Consider the following 17,372-nt stretch of genomic DNA (forward strand, 5'->3'; position numbering starts at 1 on the left):
GTGCCAGCGCCGCCGCTCGTTCCGACGACGCCCGTCCTGCCGCGCTCCGGCGATCGGATCGTCGTCCGCGTCGAGCTCGTTCCCGTCGCGCCGTCCGCGCCGCAGCCCGTCTCGCCGTTCGGACCCAACTGCCGTCAGGTCGACACCGGGTCGAAGCCCACGACGGGCGGCACCGGCTCGACCACGTCGACGAGCACGAGCAGCACGAGCCTCACCTGCGGCCCGGGAACGGTCGGACCCGGCACGATCGGGTCGACCCCCACACCGCCGCCCATCCCGAACATCCCGGGGCTGCCGACACCGCCGGTGCCTCCTGCGCCTCCTGCGCCGCCCGTGCCGCCGATCCCGGCTCCGGATCCCACGCCCGTCCCGACTCCGACCCCCGCACCCGACCCGGCACCGACGCCGGGTGAGACGTTCGACCCGGACGAGGTCGTCGGGGCTCCGGCGATCGTCTCGGTGCGTCCGCTCGACGTCGGCGATGCGACGCCGCAGCAGACCGCAGAGACCGAGCAGGTCGTCGCCGATCCGAGCGCAACCGTGCCGACGGGCGTCGATGAGTCACCGTCCGTTGCAGAGCCCACGCCGGAAGCCCCCGCCGCGCCGGTCACCGGAGCCACCGAACTCCCGGATGCGCCCGCGGCGCCCGCGCCCGTCGCACGCGCCTCCGCGCCCGCGGCACCGGCTGTCGCGGACGTCGACGAGGCCGCGACCGACTGGGTCGTCTCGGCGAGCGGCGACGTCACAGTGACCGTCGAGGGTGCAGAACTCGTCGTCGTCGCGGACGGAGTCACGACGCGGCGGGATGCGGCATCCGTCATCTCGCTCACGATCTCAGCCGGCGGCCGGGTGAGCCTGCCCGCTTCGCTTCCGGTGCCGACCACGGTCACGAGCGCTGCCGTGCTCGCCGTCGCGGGCACAGACCTCGCATGGACGACCGACGGCGCCGGCGCCGGACAGGTCGGCGACGTCACGTTCACGTCCGTCGGCGAACTCGCCGCGATGGGCGCCGGGCACCGTCTGCACGGCCCTGCGGCCGACACGACGTGGCGCATCATGGGCGACGGCGCAGGTACCGTCGGCGCCCAGAGCTTCTCGGGTTTCGCGGGCATCGTCGGCTCTGCCACGGGCCGCGACGACGTCATCGTCGTCGGTGCCGGCCACATCGGATCGATCCACGGCGGCGCCGGCGGAGACGACGTGCTGCGGTTCGAGGGAGCGCAGACCGCGATCACCTCGCGCCCGAACGGGCCCGAGTCCGGCACGCTCACCATCGGCGGCCGCGTCATCGCCTACACCGGCATCGCGACCCTCGGTCCCGTGGACACGACCGACTTCGACGTCGCAGACACGACCCCCGACGACACGATCGAGATCTCGGCCGATGCCGACAACCTCGGCCACATCCTCGTGCGCAGCCTCACGAACGCGTTCGAGTCGCACTCGGTGCGGCCGATCGGCTCGTTCACCGTCACGACGACGGGCGCCGGGTCGATCATCCGGATCACGGGAGTCCTCGTCTTCCACGGCGTCACTTTCCTGTTCGAGGCGACCCAGATCATCCTCGTCGCCGGCACGACGCTCGACGCCGGCGACGCCGACGTCACCCTCACGGCGATCGCCGCCTCGGCCGACGAGACCGCTGCGGTCGCCGAGGTGCTCATGACCGATGCGATCATCCGCGGTGGAAACGTCACCGCGACCGCGACCGCGACGAGCACGGTGGATGCGGGAGCGACGGTCGGCCTCGCGATCGGCGAGAGCACGTCGTCGGCGACGGTCCGCCTCGAGGGCACCTCGCGCATCGAGGCGACGGCCGATGTGACCCTCGCGAGCTTGTCGACGGCGACGCTCGTCACGACATCCCAGGGCGCGGGAGAAGACGCCGACGTCGATGCCGCCGTGGCCATCGCGACCATCGACAACTCCGCGGCCACGACCGTGACCGGCATGTCGTCGATCGCCGCCGGCGGCGTCGTGACCCTGGCGGCGACCACCGTCACGACCGCGACGACCACGGCGGACGCGACGGCGGCGACAGCCGGTGCCGGCATCGCGACGACCCGGGCCACGACCCGCACCGCCGCCGTCATCGACACCGCCGCTCCGGCCGGGATCGTCGCCGCGGGGGGCCTGCGCGTCGCCGCCGATTCGACGCACACGCTCACGACGTCGGCGACGGGGAGCCCCGGCGGCGCGACCTCGAACGGAACGACTCCGAACCAGGCGACGGCGACCGCCTCGCAGCCCGGCGGCTACGCCACCGCACCGGGCGGTGCGATCGGCGTCGCCGGTGCCCTCGCCTTCTCTGAGTTGGACCAGCAGTCGACGGCACACATCGGGGGAGCGACCCCGGTCGTGATCGACGCGGCCGGCGGCATCGCCGTCACGTCGACGAGCTCGGGCTCGGCCTCGACCGACGCCGACGCCTCAGCGGTCGCCGGATCGGCGACGGGCGTCGGGGTGGCCGTCTCGATCAACGTCGCATCCACTCGCACGCAGGCGAGCATCGGCAACGCCGACATCTCGTCGCCGGTCGTCGCGGTCAGCGCGACGGCAGCCCCCCGGACGGCGGCCGAGACGAACCAGTACCGCGCGCAGGCCGTCTCGGGCGCGGGCGGAGCGTCGTCGGTCGGTGCCGCCGGAGCACTCGCGATCAACGTCGCGTCGTTCTGGACGCACGCCGCGATCCAGCCCGGAGTGAGGGTGACCGCCCCGGCGACGGACTTCTCGTTCACGGCACGCACCGACAACACCACGATCGCGCGAGCGCTGCCCGGATCGCAGGGAGGTGCCGCGACCGGCATCGGCGCGAGCATCGCCCTGAACATCGTCAACGACTCGGCACTGGCCGAGGTCGCCGACGGCGCGACGCTCACGGGTGCCGCCGACCTCTCGCTGACGGCATCGACGACGGCGCCGGCGGTCACCGAAGCACGCGGCGGTGTCTCCTCCGCCGCTGCGATCTCGATGGTCCTCGCGGTCACGATCTCGAACGTCTCGACCCGCGCCCGTGTGGGCACGGGGTCGCCGCTCGTCCTCACCGGCGCCTACTCGGCCACCGCGACGCAGGCCGCGCCCGTCGCGACGACCGCGACCGGCGACGTGTCGGCCGAGGGCGGCGCCGCCGTCGCCGCGGTCATCGCGCTCACGTTCGCCGACCACACCGTTCGCTCCGAACTCGCGCGCAACGTCACGGCCGGGGAGTCCATCACGCTGCGTGCGACCGGGATGGCCTCGTCGGCCACGACGGCGTCGGCGTCGGCGACGGGTGCTCCCGGCGAGGACTCCGCGGATGCGCAGGCTCCCGCGGCGCAGGCTGTCGACGCACGAGCCTGGGCAGACGCGGCGGCTCCGGCATCGGGTGCCGCCGAGGGTGGAACGGGCGGCAGCGGATCGACGCCGATCCCGACACCGAGCACACCGCAGGGCGACGTCACCGTGACAGCCGCGTTCGCCCTCACCGTCCACCAGCTCGCGGTCGACACGTCGGTGTCGGGCATCGCCCTCATCGCCCCGACCGTTCGCCTCGAATCGCTCGCCAACCTCTCGGCCTCCTCGACGGCGACGGGATCGCCCGCGACGCGCGGCCCCCCGAGCGGCACCACGATCGCAGCGGCCGTGGCGATCACCGTGGCGGACGTCACCGTCCGCGCCGAGGCCGGCCCCTCGGCCAGCATCACCGCAGACTCGTTCCAGCTCATCGCGGGCATCGCCCCGCAGAACGCGGCGGGCGTATCCGACGCCTCGCACCGCTTCACCACCACCGCCACCGGCGGAGCCGGATCCGGAGGCGACCTCGGAGTCGCCGGATCGGTTGCCATCTCGGTCGTCGTCCTCCGCACGACGGCAGGGCTCGCGCCGGGTGCAGCCGTCGCCCTCGGCGGCGGATCGCTGTCGATCTCCGCCACATCGGCGTCGCAGAGCACAGCCTCCGCCCTTCTCGCAGACGGCGGTGCGGGCACCCCGACGACCGGCATCGGCGCGGCCTTCGCGCTCACCAGCATCGACCACACGACGACCGCATCGATCGGCGACGGAGCAACCGTCACCGGCGGCGGTGACGTCACGATCGCGGCGACATCGACGGATGCCGCATCCGCCGTCGCGCAGGGCTCGGCCCGCGGCGGGGACATCGCCGTCGCACCGTTCGTCGCCGTCACGCTCTCGACGATCACGACGCGCGCCCACATCGGCAGCGGTGCAACGCTCGCCCTGACCGACGCCCTCTCGGTGACGGCAGGACAGCGTGCGACGGCCTCGACCGAAGCGCGCTCGGCGACCGGCACGACGGCGGGAGCCGCGGTCGGGGCGGGAGTCGCCCTGACCATCTCGACGCACACCGTGACCGCGGGCCTGGCGCGCAGCGCCACCGTAGGAGGAACCGCGACGCTCGCGGCCGCCTCGATCTCGCGCTCGACCGCGACGGCGTCGGCTTCGGCGGGCGGTGCCCCCGAGAACCCGGCCGAGTCCGGCGATGCGACGAGTCCCGGAGGAGCCGCGGGATCGGGCGTCGACGACACCATCGCTGCGACCCGCGACCACGCGGGCGCTGTCGCGACCGGCGCCGGCGGCTCGGGCAGCGGTTCCGCCGCCACGCCGAGCGCGTCGACGTCGCAGGGCGAGATCAACGCCGCCGCCGCTGTCGCGGTGACCCTCGCGACGGTCGACGTCGCGGCTACCCTCGGCAACGGCATCACGCTGACAGCGACGGGTGCCGTCTCGCTCAGCGCGGGGCAGAACACCGACGCGACGTCGACGGCCGACGGCTCGGCGTCGCAGGGAACGGATGCCACGATCGGCGCCGCGGTCGCGATCACCCTCGCGACCGTGACGAACCGGGCGAGCATCGGCACGGGCGCGACCGTCCGTGCGCCCTCGACACTGCTGCTGGCATCGACCGTGGCCGACGACGCCGATGTCACCTCGACGATCGGCGCGCACGCGACGGCCGGCGCCGGCGGAGGCAAGGTATCGGTCGCGGGCGCCTTCGCCCTCGCGATCGTCGACATCGACACGGCCGCGACACTCGCAGGCGCGGTCGGAGGCGGCACCGTCACGATCGGGGCCGGCGCGAACTCGACCACCGCGACGACGGCTCTCCCAGCCGGACGGGGGGTGACGGAGGCGGGCGACCTGGGACTGGGGGGCTCAGTGGCGCTCGCCCTCGTTACCGTCGCCGTGCTCGCCGAGGTTTCGGACACCGCGACGCTTCCCGCGGCGACGGCCCTCACGATCACGGCGGACACGACCGTGCTCACGACCGTCGAGGCGCGGATGGGTGCCGCCGGCGGAGGCGTCGCGATCACGCCCGTCGTGGCCCTGGCACTCTCTGACGTCGCAACGGTCTCGCGCATCGGCACGGGCGCGCTCACGACCGTGGCGGGTGCCGTGCAGCTCACCGCCCGGCAGTCCGCCACCGCGACGACGACGGCGGGCGCGATCGTCGTCGGAGCCGGCGATGCGGGTATCGGCGCCGCGCTCGCCCTCACGATCTCCGATCACCGAGCCCGAGCGATACTCGCCCGCAGCATCGGCGCGCAGAGCGTGCTGCTCGCCGCGCACGGGCAGTCCGACACGACCGCAACCTCGACGGCCTCTGTCGCCGGCGCCCCCGAGAACACCTCAGGCGGGGCTGACGCCGGCGGCGCGGCAGGATCTGGCGTCGACGAGGCCATCGCGGCGGAACGCGGGCACGCCGACACCGTCTCGACGGCGCACGGCGGCGCCGGAACAGGAGCCGCGACGACGCCCTCGGCCGAGACGTCGCAGGGTGGCGTCAACGCCGCCGCGGCCGTCGCCGTCGTGATCGCGACGACGCGCTCGACGATCGACCTCGCCTCAGGCGTCGCCGTCACCGCGACGGGAACCGTGCGGCTGGACAGTGCGCTCGACACCGACGTGCTCGCGCGGGCCGACGGATCCGCGTCGCAGGGCACGGACGCCACGATCGGGGCCGCCGTCGCGGTGGTCCTCGTCGATGCCGCGAACACCGCGGTCGTCCCCGTGGGCGTCTCGATCACGGCGGGCAGCCTCGAAGCCACGGCACGTGCCCTCACCGACTCCGACGACGGCGTTTCGCGCATCGGCGCCGAGTCGGTCGCCGGTGCGGGCGGCGGTGACGTCTCGATCGCCGGATCCGTGGCGATCGTCATCGCGACGCTCGACACGCGCGTCGCCCTCGCCGGAACCGCGACGCTGACGGGGGCGCTCGCCCTCGCGGCATCCGATGCTCATGCCGTCACGGCCAAGGCGCTTCCTGCCGGACAGGGCGTGACCGACGCGGGCGACCTGGGCATCGGCGCCTCCTTCGCCCTCGCCCTCGTCACGGCGGCGACTTCGACCCGGCTCGACGGTGCGGTCACCGGCGCGACCAGTGTCGCGCTCACCGCCGTCGGCGCCTCGGACGTGAGCGCTGAGGCACGCATGGGCGCCGCCGGCGGCGGCGTCGCCATCGCCCCCGCTGCCGCCGTCGTGCTTGCCACGACGGTCGTCACAGCCGCCATCGGAACGGGCACCGCGCTCACGACGCCGGGCGCCGTCACGGTGCTCGCCGACCAGCGGGCGACGGCCGGAACGACGGCAGGCGCCATCGTCGTCGGTGCAGGCGATGCGGGCATCGGCGCCGCGCTGGCCCTCACGATCGCCCATGCGACGACGACGGCCCAGCTGGGCCGCGCCATCACTGCAGCGACGCTCACTCTCGAAGCACGCACGCGCACCGTGACCACGTCGACGGCGACGGCATCGTCGTCGGGTGCCCCCGAGAACGCGGGCGGCGGCGGCGGAGCCGGGGTCGACTCCGCGATCGGTGCCGAGCGTCAGCACGCCGACTCGACCGCTTCCGCGCACGGCGCCGCCGGCTCGGGTACCGCCGCGACGCCGAGCGCGCAGTCCTCGCAGGGCGGCATCAACGCAGCCGCCGCGATCGCCGTGACGGTGGCGGGAACCGACACGCGGGCAGCGATCCTGCCGGGCGCCGTGGTCGTCGCATCCGAATCCGTGACGGTCCTCGCCCGCGCCGATGGCGACGCCTCATCGTCGGCCGACGGATCCGCATCGCAGGGCGCGGACGCCACGATCGGCGCCGCGGTCGCGATCACCCTCTCGAATGTCGCGACCGATGCCGCGCTGGCCGCCGGTGCCTCTGTCCGCACTCCGGTGCTGACGGTGCGGGTGGACCAGGTCGTGCCGTCGGGCGACGGCACCTCCACGACGCAGGCTCGCTCCGTCGCGGGCGCCGGCGGCGGCACCGTGTCGGTTGCCGGCTCGTTCGCCCTCGCGGTCGTGGGACACGCCGCGCGCGCATCCGTCGCGGGAACCGTGACCGGCGGGGCCGTCGCGGTCATCGCGGTCACAGCGACCCAGACGACGGTCGCGGCGCTCCCCGCCGGAATCGGCGTGACCGACGCCGGCGACCTCGGCGTCGGCGCATCCGTCGCCCTCGCTCTCATCACCGAGCGTACGACCGCCGACATCGCCGACGGCGCCGCGCTCTCGGGGGTCGGCGCCCTGTCCCTCACCGCCGATGCGGCCAGCGGAGCCTCGAGCGAAGCACGCATGGGCGCGCGCGGCGGCGGTGTCGCGCTGGCTCCCGCCGTCGCGGTCACCCTGTCCGATGTCACCACGACGAGCCGGATCGGCACGGGAGCCCTCACGACCCTCACGGGCGCCCTCACGGTATCGGCAGCACAGCGGGCGACGGCGACCGCGACGGCCTCGTCGCAGACGCTCGCCGCGACCGACGCCGGGATCGGGCTCGGGCTGGCCCTCGTGCTCGCGACGCACTCCGCGCGCTCCGTGCTCGCGCGGAGCCTCACGACCAGCGGCGCGGTGACTCTGCAGGCGACCGCCATCTCCACCGCCACCTCGACAGCGTCCGCCTCGGCAGCCGGCGCCCCCGACAACGAGACGGGCGGTGCGGCGGGCACGGGCGTCGACGCCGCCGTCGAGTCGGAGCGCGCGCACGCCTCGAACGCCTCGCTCGCGAACGGCGGAGCGGGCGCGGCGACCGCCGCACCGAGCGCCGCATCGTCGCAGGGCGGCATCAACGCGGCGGCCGCCGTCGCCGTGACGATCTCGTCGGTGCGCTCCGAGACGGTGCTCGGCACGGGGGTCGCCCTCGTCGCCGGCGCGGTAACGCTTCTCACCGGCGCCAACGCCGACGCCTCCTCGAACGCCGACGGCTCCGCATCCCAGGGGGCGGATGCCACGATCGGAGCTGCCGTCGCCATCACGCTCGCCGACATCGTCAACCAGGCCGTCGTGCCCGTCGGAGCTTCCGTGCGCGCATCGTCGCTCACGGCGACGGCGACCTTCGTGCTCGACGGCGCCGATGACACCTCGACCGTCGGTGCGCACTCCGTCGCGGGGGCGGGGGGCGGTGCGGTCTCGGTCGCCGGTTCCTTCGCACTCGCGATCCTGGATGGCTTCACGCGTGCCGGGGCCGACGGCAGCGTCGTCCTGACGGGCGGAGCGCTCTCTGCCAGCGCCGTGTCGCGTTCGACCACGACCGTGACGGCGCTGCCTGCGGGCGTCGGCGTCACCGACGCGGGCGACCTGGGCCTCGGCGCCTCCGTCGCCCTCGCGATCGTCACGCACCGCACGACGGCGGACATCGCCGACGGCGCGACCGTCACCGGCGCGGGGTCGCTCACCCTGTACGCGACGGGCCGTGCGGTGACGACCGTCGAAGCGCGCATGGGAGCCGCGGGAGGCGGCGTCGCGCTCTCGCCCGCCGTCGCGATCGCTCTGACGACGGACGCCGCGACCGCGCGCATCGGAACCGGTGCCCTGCTCTCCATCGCGGGGCTGGTCGATCTCGACGCCGTGCTCGAAGCGACCGCGACGGCCACCGCGTCGTCCTCGACGCTCGGGGCGGGCGATGCGGGCATCGGCATCGGAGTCGCCCTCGCGATCGCCAATCACTCCGCTCTCACCGAGCTCGCCCGCAGCCTCACGGCGGCCGGCGACATCACCCTGTCGACCTTCCTCGCGTCGGCATCCACCGCGCGGGCCTCGGCGTCTGCGGCCGGTGCCCCTGGTGCCGACGCGGGCGGCGGTGCAGGGTCGGGTGTCGACGACGCCGTCGCCTCGGAGCGCGCACACGCCGATGGCGTCGCATCGGCCCACGGCGCCGGCACGAGCGGTACGGCGGCGACCCCCAGCGCATCGTCGTCGCAGGGCGGCGTCAATGCCGCGGCGGCTGTCGCCGTAACTCTGAGCACGGCGCGTGCCCAGGCACGCCTCACGGGTTCCGTCGTCGTCACGAGCGCGGGACGCGTTGCGCTGGACAGTCTCGCGAACGCGGATGCGTCGTCGTTCGCCGACGGGTCCGCGTCGCAGGGCGCCGACGCCACGATCGGCGCCGCCGTCGCGATCACCCTCGCCGACTCCCTCAACCAGGCCGTCGTCCCCAGCGGCGCACGCATCGCCGCCCAGCATGCGTCGGTCATCGCGGGCGTGCACGTCGTGGGTGCGGATGCCGCTTCGGACGTCGTCGCGCGGTCGGTCGCCGGCGCGGGCGGCGGCAGTGTCTCGATCGCGGGGTCCTTCGCCCTCGCCGTCGTCACACCCAGGACCCTCGCGGCCATCGACGGAACGCTCGCCCTCACCGGCGGAGACGCGACCGTCGGCGCCGCAAGCGCCCTCACCTCCACCGTGTCGGCGCTTCCGGCCGGTGCCGGCGTGACGGATGCGGGTGACTTCGGCTTCGGTGCATCGGTCGCCCTCAACCTCATCACCGACCGCACGACCGCCCGTGTCACGAACGGCGCCGTGATCACCGGTGCTCGTCATGTGTCTGTGTCGGCGTCTGCGTCGAGTGCGGGTGTGACGGAGGCGCGGATGGGTGCTGCCGGTGGTGGTGTTGCGTTGTCGCCTGCGGTTGCTGTGACTCTTTCGACGGTGGAGACGGCGGCGGTGGTGGGCACGGGTGGTGCGACGTCGTTGTCGGGTTCGTTGTCGGTGGGGGCGACGCAGAAGGCGTCGGCGTCGTCGGTGGCGTCTGCGGCTGTTGTCGGGGCGGGTGATGCGGGGATCGGTGTGGGTCTTGGTCTCACGATCGCGGGTCATTCTGTTGCTGCTCGGCTGGGTCGGAGTGTCACGGCGGGTGTGGATGTCACGCTGCGTGCGAGTGGGGTCTCGTCGTCGTCGTCGACGGCGTCGGCGTCCGCTGCGGGGGCTCCGGAGAATTCCAGTGGCGGTGCGGCCGGGACGGGTGTGGATCAGGCGATCGAGGCGGAGCGGTCGCATGCATCGTCGACGTCGAGCACGAATGGTGGTGCGGGTGCGGCTGGTGGGCCGGCGCCGGCTGCGGAGTCGTCGCAGGGTGGTATCAATGCTGCGGCGGCGGTCGCGGTGACTCTTGCGACGGTCACGGCTGAGACGGTCATCTCTTCGGGTGTGTCGATCACGGCGGGTGGCGCGGTTGTGCTGGCGTCGAGTGCGAACGCTGATGCTGCGTCGGCCGCTGACGGGTCGGCGTCGCAGGGGTCGGATGCGACGATCGGCGCGGCTGTGGCGATCACTCTGGCTGATGTGCGCAACCGGGCGGCCGTGCCTGCCGGTGTCACGGTGCGCGCGCAGAACCTGACGGTTTCGAGCGCGGTCGCTGCTGATGGTGCTGATACGACGTCGACGTTCGGTGCGCGGTCTGTCGCGGGGGCCGGTGGTGGAGGGGTGTCGATCGCGGGTTCCTTCGCGCTGGCGGTCGTGAATCAGACGACGCGTGCGGGGATCGATGGCACGGTGGTCCTCACCGGCGGTGACGTCACGCTCACGGCGGCAAGCGATATGTCCTCCACGGTGTCGGCGCTTCCGGCCGGTGCCGGGGTGACCGATGCGGGGGATCTCGGTTTCGGTGCGTCCGTCGCTTTGAACCTCATCACCGACAAGACCAGCGCCGAGATCGGCAACGGCGTAACCCTGACCGGTGCTCGTCATGTGTCTGTGTCGGCGTCTGCGTTGAGTGCGGGTGTGACGGAGGCGCGGATGGGTGCTGCCGGTGGCGATGTATCGCTCGCGCCCGCCGTCGCCATCACGCTCTCCAACGTCACGACGTGGACGAGAATCGGCACGGGCGCCCTGTCGGTGACCGGCTCGCTGACATCGACGGCATCGCAGAAGGCGAGCGCGTCGACGACAGCCTCGTCGTCGACGGCGGATGCCGCGACCGCCGCGATCGGCGTGAGCCTCGCGCTCACGATCGGCAACCACGCCGTCAGCTCGACCCTGGCACGCAACGTCACAGCGGGGGTCGATGTCACCCTCGGCGCGTCGAGCATCTCTTCGACGGCCTCGATCGCAGTTGCCTCGGCCGCGGGGGCGCCTGAAAACAGTTCGGACTCCGGCGACGCGGCGAACCCCGGCGGCGGCGCGGGCACGGGGGTCAACGACCTCGCCGCGAACGAACGCCAGCACGCAGACACCGTCGCGGCGGCCAACGGCGGCGATCCTTCCGGCGACCAGGCCGCTCCTGCCGCAGAATCCAGCGACGGCGGCGTCAACGCGGCGGCAGCCATCGCCATCACGATCGCGACGGTCCGCGCGCACACCGTCGTCGACCCCGGTGTCACCGGCGTCACGGCGGGCGGCCACGTCGTGTTCGCCTCCGGTGCGAACACCGACGCCGCGTCCTCGGCAGACGGCTCGGCTGCCGGCGACGCCGATGCGACGATCGGCGCGGCCGTCGCCCTGACCCTCGCCAACGTACGCAACACCGCCCATGTGCCGGTTACCCTCACGGTGCGCGCACAGCACCTCACCCTCCGCGCGACCGTCACCGCCGACGGTGCCGACACGACCGCGACGATGGGCGCCGCGGCGGTGTCCGGCGCGGGCGGCGGCAAGATCTCGGTCGCGGGCTCGTTCGCCCTCGCCGTCGTGAACCACACGACCCGCGCCGGCATCGACGGAACGGTCACCCTCTCCGGCGGCGACGCGACGCTCACGGCGGCAAGCCGCATCTCGACCACGGTCACCGCCCTGCCCCACGGCGCGGGCGCCGTCGCGACAGGAGACGCCGGCGTCGGTGCATCCGTCGCTCTCTCCCTCATCACCGATCGGACGACCGCCGAGATCGCCGACGGCGTCGCCCTGACCGGGGCACGCAACGTCACCCTGTCGGCGACGGCCCACGACACGGCGGTCACCGAGGCACGCATGGGCGCCTCGGGCGGTGCCGTCGCGGTCGCTCCCGCCGTCGCCGTGACGCTCTCGAACGTCACGACCGCGACGCGCATCGGCAGGGGCACGCTGACGACCTCGGGAACCCTCGAGATGACCGCGACCGAGAAGGCGACGGCCGACACGACGGCGTCGTCGGCCGTCGTGGATGCGACCGATGCCGCGATCGGCGTCGGATTCGCCCTCACGATCGCCAACCACGGCGCACTGTCGACACTCGCGCGCAACGTGACTGCGGGTGTCGCCGTGACGCTGCGCGCCGCGAGTGTCTCGGTGTCGAGTGCGGTCGCCTCGGCCTCGGCGGCGGGCGCCCCCGCCAACGAAGCATCCGATGACCCCGCCAACCCCGGCGGCGCAGCCGGCACGGGGGTCGACCAGCTCGCACAGCGGGAACGCAGCCACGCCGACAGTGTGTCCGTGGCCAACGGCGGCGAGTCCTCCGGCACGCAGGCCACGCCGACCGCCGCGACGAGCGACGGTCCCGTGAGCGTCGCCGCCGCGATCGGCATCGTCATCTCGAACGTGCGCGCTGAGACCGTGATCGATCCGGTCGTTTCCCAGATCACGGCCGGAGGCGCCGTGACCCTCGCGTCGAGCGTCAACACCGACGCACGCTCGGGGGCCGACGGCTCCGCGGCGGGCGAGGGCGACGCGACGATCGGAGCGGGTGTCGCCCTCACGCTGTCGACGACGACCAACCGCGCCACGGTGCCCGCGACGCTGACGATCACCGCCCGCGATGTCGCCTTGTCGGCGACGGTCACCGTCGACGGAACCGACCGGACCTCGACGTTCGGCGCTGCAGCATCGTCGGGGGCCGCGGGTGGCAACGTCTCGGTCGCCGGTTCGGTCGCCATCGCGATCGTGACGACTCGCACCCTCGCGGCCGTGTACGGCAGGCTCGTTCTCACGGGCGGCGATGTCACGCTCACCGCCGCGAGCGACGTGGCCGGCACCGTGACGGCCCTGCCCACGGGTGACGGCACGACGGGCGCGGGGGATGCCGGCATCGGCGCGGCCTTCGCGCTCACCCTCGACACGCACGAGACGACGGCGCTCATCGACGACGGGGTCTCGGTGACGGGGGCGCGCGACGTGCTGCTCGTCGCCGATGCCCGCGACGCCACGGTCACCGAAGCGCGCATGGGCGCAGCCGGCGGCGGTGTCGCCGTCGCCCCCGCCGTCGCGATCGTGCTGTCCAACGTCACGACCCGCGCGCGCATCGGTGCGGGCACGCTGGCGGCATCGCGCGACGTGCTCCTGCGCGCGACGCAGCATGCCGCGGCAGACAACGCCGCGAGTGCCTCCGCGATCGCGTCGGAAGACGCGGCCGTCGGCGTCGGCCTCGCGCTCACGATCGCGAACCACACGGTCACGGCGACGCTCGCGCGTGCCGTGACCGCCGGTAGGCACTTCACGATGCAGGCGTCCAGCTGGTCACGCTCCAGCGCGCGCGCGTCCGCATCGGCAGCCGGTGCCCCCGAGAACAACGCCGACGGCGCCGACCCGGCGAACCCGGGTGGCGCGCCCGGGACGGGCGTCGATGACCAGGTCGGCGGGCAACGCGACCATGTCGACGGTGTCGCCGCCGCCAACGGCGTCGAGGGCTCCGGCGGCGCTCAGACGCCGAACGCCGAGACGAGTGGCGGGCCCGTCAACGTCGCCGCCGCGATCGGCATCGTCATCTCCACCGTGCGCACCCTGTCGATCATCGACCCTCAGGTCGGGGCGATCACCGCCGGCGGCACCGTGACGCTGTCTTCGTCGCAGAACACCGATGCGGCATCCGCCGCAGACGGCACGGCCTCGCGCGGAGGCGACGCCGCCATCGGCGCGGGCGTCGCGATCACCTACGCCGACGTCGTCAATCACTCCGTCGTCCCCGCGACCCTCACCGTCCGCGCGCGCACACTCACGGTCTCGGCGACCATGACCGTGGACGGCACAGACATCGTGTCGACGATGAGTGCGACGGCGTCCTCGGGGGCAGGCGGCGGAAAGGTCTCGGTCGCCGGATCCGTCGCGCTCGGCATCATCACGATCGACACGCTCGCGGGCGTCTCGGGCACCGTCGTCCTCACGGGCGGCGACGCGATGCTCGCCGCCGGCAGTGCGCTGGACACCACGATCAAGGCGCTCGCCGCCGAAGACGGTGTCGTCGCGACCGGCGATGTCGGAGTCGGCGCCTCGTTCGCGCTCGCCCTCGTGACGCTCCAGACGCACGCGCGCCTCGACGACGAGGTTTCCCTCACCGGTGCCGCGCGCATCGTCCTCGTCGCCGCATCGACGAGCGTCACGGTCACCGAGGCTTCGATGGGGGCGAAGGGCGGTGACGTCACCGTGACGCCTGCGATCGCGATCACGGTCTCGAATGTCCGCACGAGCACGGTGCTCGGCTCGCTCGCCTCCGGGCCGATCCGAGCCACCGGTGACGTGCAGCTCTCGGCGAGCCAGCACACCTCTGTCCACACGACGGCCGGCGCCGTCGCGACCGAGGGCGCCGATGCCGCAGTCGGCATCGCGATCGCCCTGACGTTCGCGTTCGACGAGACATTCGCCACGACCCGGCGCAGCATCGAATCGGGCGGATGGACGACGCTGTCCGCCGTGGGGTCATCGCGCAACGGCGCGACCGCCAACGCGTCCGCGAGCGGTGCGCCCGGCGAGGAGAGCCCGGATGCGCCCTCGGGAGACGTCGACGCGCAGGTGCAGGACCAGCGTGACTACGCCAACGCCGCGAGCGTCGGCAACGGCGGCGGGGGGGTGCAGAACAGCGGGAACCCCTCGGCATCGACGAGCGACGGCGGCGTCTCGGTCGCGGGTGCCGTGGCCCTCACCCTCGCCGATGTGAGTTTCACGGCCTGGCTGCCCGACGAGCTCGAGATCACCGCCGGCGGGCACGTGTGGCTGCTCACGGCCGCGCAGGTCGACGGGATCTCCGCCGCATCCGGAACCGCTCTGGCCGGAGAGGACGCCGGCGTCGGCGTCGCCGTCGCCCTCACGCTCGTGTTCCTCGAGAATCGCGCATGGGTCGGCGAGAACGCCGTCATCGACGCGAACGGCTTCGCGGCAGCGGCCACGATGACCGTGATCGGCGACGACAGGACGCACGACTTCTCGGCTGTCGCCGAAGCCGGGGCAGGATCCAAGGACGTCGGCGTCGCCGGCGCCGTCGCGCTCAACATCGTCACGAACTCGACCGAGGCGTGGATCCCCGGCAGCGCCCGCGTCGATTTCGGAACGGGCGACGTCACGATCGCAGCCGAGACCCGCCGCGCCGACACCGCCAAGGCCACCGCCGACGCGGTCGGCGGTGCTTCCGGCACGGGTGTCGGCGCATCGTTGGCGGTCAACGTCATCGCCGAGGACGTGACGCGCGCCGAGATCATGGACGGCGCCGATGTCACCGGCGGTGCGGCAGTCACGATCCGCGCCGATCACGCCGACACGGTCGTCGGCGAGGTCACGGCGGGTTCTGAGGGCGGCACCGCGGTGAGCCCGGCCGTCGGCATCAACGTCGTCCTTCCGGTCGTCCTCGCCCGACTCGGCACGCCCGGCCCACGCGCGTTCGTCGCGACCGGGCCCGTGACGGTGCGCGCGACGTACACCGGATCGGTGACGCTCACCGGTGATGCGGATGCCGCCGGCGGCAGCGTCGCGATCGGCGCCATCATCGTCGTCAACGTCGTCGACGCCGATGTGCTCGCCGCCGTCGAACGCAACGTGACGGCCGGGGCGCTGTGGATCATCGCGACGACCGAGCTGCACGCGAGTGCGTCAGCGAAAGCCAGTGCGCGCGGCACGGTCGGCGGCTCCGAGAGTGACGACGACGCGGAGAACGCCGACGCCCAGGCCCAGGAGCAGGTCGACCGAACCCCCGCCACGAGCGGTCGCAGCGCCACGCTGCCTTCCTCGAGCGACGGGGTCGCGCAGGGCAACGGGCAGGCACAGGGACAGTCGGGTCAGCAGAGCGACGGTGTCGGGGTCGGAGCCGCGATCGCCGTCGATTGGATCCTGGTCGGCAGTCAGGCCGTCCTCGCGCCCGGGCTCACGGTCGTCGTCGACGGCGTGTTCGCCGTGCTGGCGACGAACGAGACGGATGCCGCGGCGAAGGCACTCGGCACGGCGGCGAGCATCGAGAACGACAACAACACCGTCGGCGTCGCCGTCGCGCTCAACGTCGCCGACGTCGTCAACCGCGGATCCATCGGCGCCGGTGCGTCGATCACAGCCGGCTCGGTCGCCGTCACCGGCCGGACGCCCGCGGATGCGCGCAACGACTTCCAGGCGTGGGCGATCGCGGCCGCGGCGGGCCGGGGCGACGCCGCCGTCGCCGGATCCGTCGCCGTGCAGGTGATCGACCTCGTGAACGAAGGCGTGATCGGCGCGGGCTCGACGCTCACCGTCGCCGACGGCATCTCCCTCGACGCGAGCAACCCCATGGGGCTGCAGGGTCTCGCCGCGTCGGGTGCCATCACGACCAACGGCAGCGGTGTCGGTGCGGGCATCGTCGTCCAGATCGTCACGACCCGCACGCTGGCTCACATCGACTCGACGTTCGAGGCCCCCACGACGATCAATGCGGGTGGCGCGGTCATCGGCCGGGCCACGGCCTCGCTTGTGCCGCTCGCAGCGCCCGAGATCCCCGAGCTCGACCTGCCCGCCTTCACGGGCGTCGCCCTCGGAGCAGCGCTCGGCGGCGGTGATGCAGGAGTCGGTGGCTCACTCGTCGTCAACGTCGTGAACCGCGCCACGCGCGCGTGGCTCGGCGATGCGGCATCGGTCAACCAGGGTGTTGCCCTGGCGGCGCCCCAGGCGCTGTCGTTCACCGCATCGGACCAGACGTCCTTCGTCGACGTCGCCGGAGCGCTCGGCCTCTCGACAGGCAGCGCCGGCGTCGGCTTCGCGCTCGTCGTGGGCGTGCACAACAAGGATGTGCGCGCGTACATCGGCCGCGGCGTGCAGGCCGACGTCGGCGGCTCGGTGTGGCTCATCGCGACGGCGGGGGAGAGCTTCACGCAGATCGTCGCCGGCGGCGCGGCCGCATCCGATGCGGGCGTCGCGGGGTCCTTCGCCGTGCTCGTGGTCAACGAAGGCAGCGACGACCCCGGAACGCGCTCCTACATCGACAGTTCGGCGCAGACACCCACGGCGGTCCGTGCCCGCGGCGCGGTCACGATCACGGC

At 73.5% G+C, this 17,372-nt stretch carries 1 protein-coding gene (running past one end of the window); it reads left to right on the plus strand.

Going from position 1 to position 17,372, the window contains the following annotated elements:
* Positions 1-17,372 carry the 5' portion of an LPXTG cell wall anchor domain-containing protein gene (locus AC25YV_RS00815; protein ID WP_488121925.1) on the plus strand. Its footprint extends 12,481 nt past the window's final position, so 17,372 of the gene's 29,853 nt are visible here — the first part of the coding sequence; its start codon is at positions 1-3; its stop codon lies beyond the right edge, outside the window.

It is taken from the genome of Microbacterium sp. Y832 (assembly GCF_057669765.1).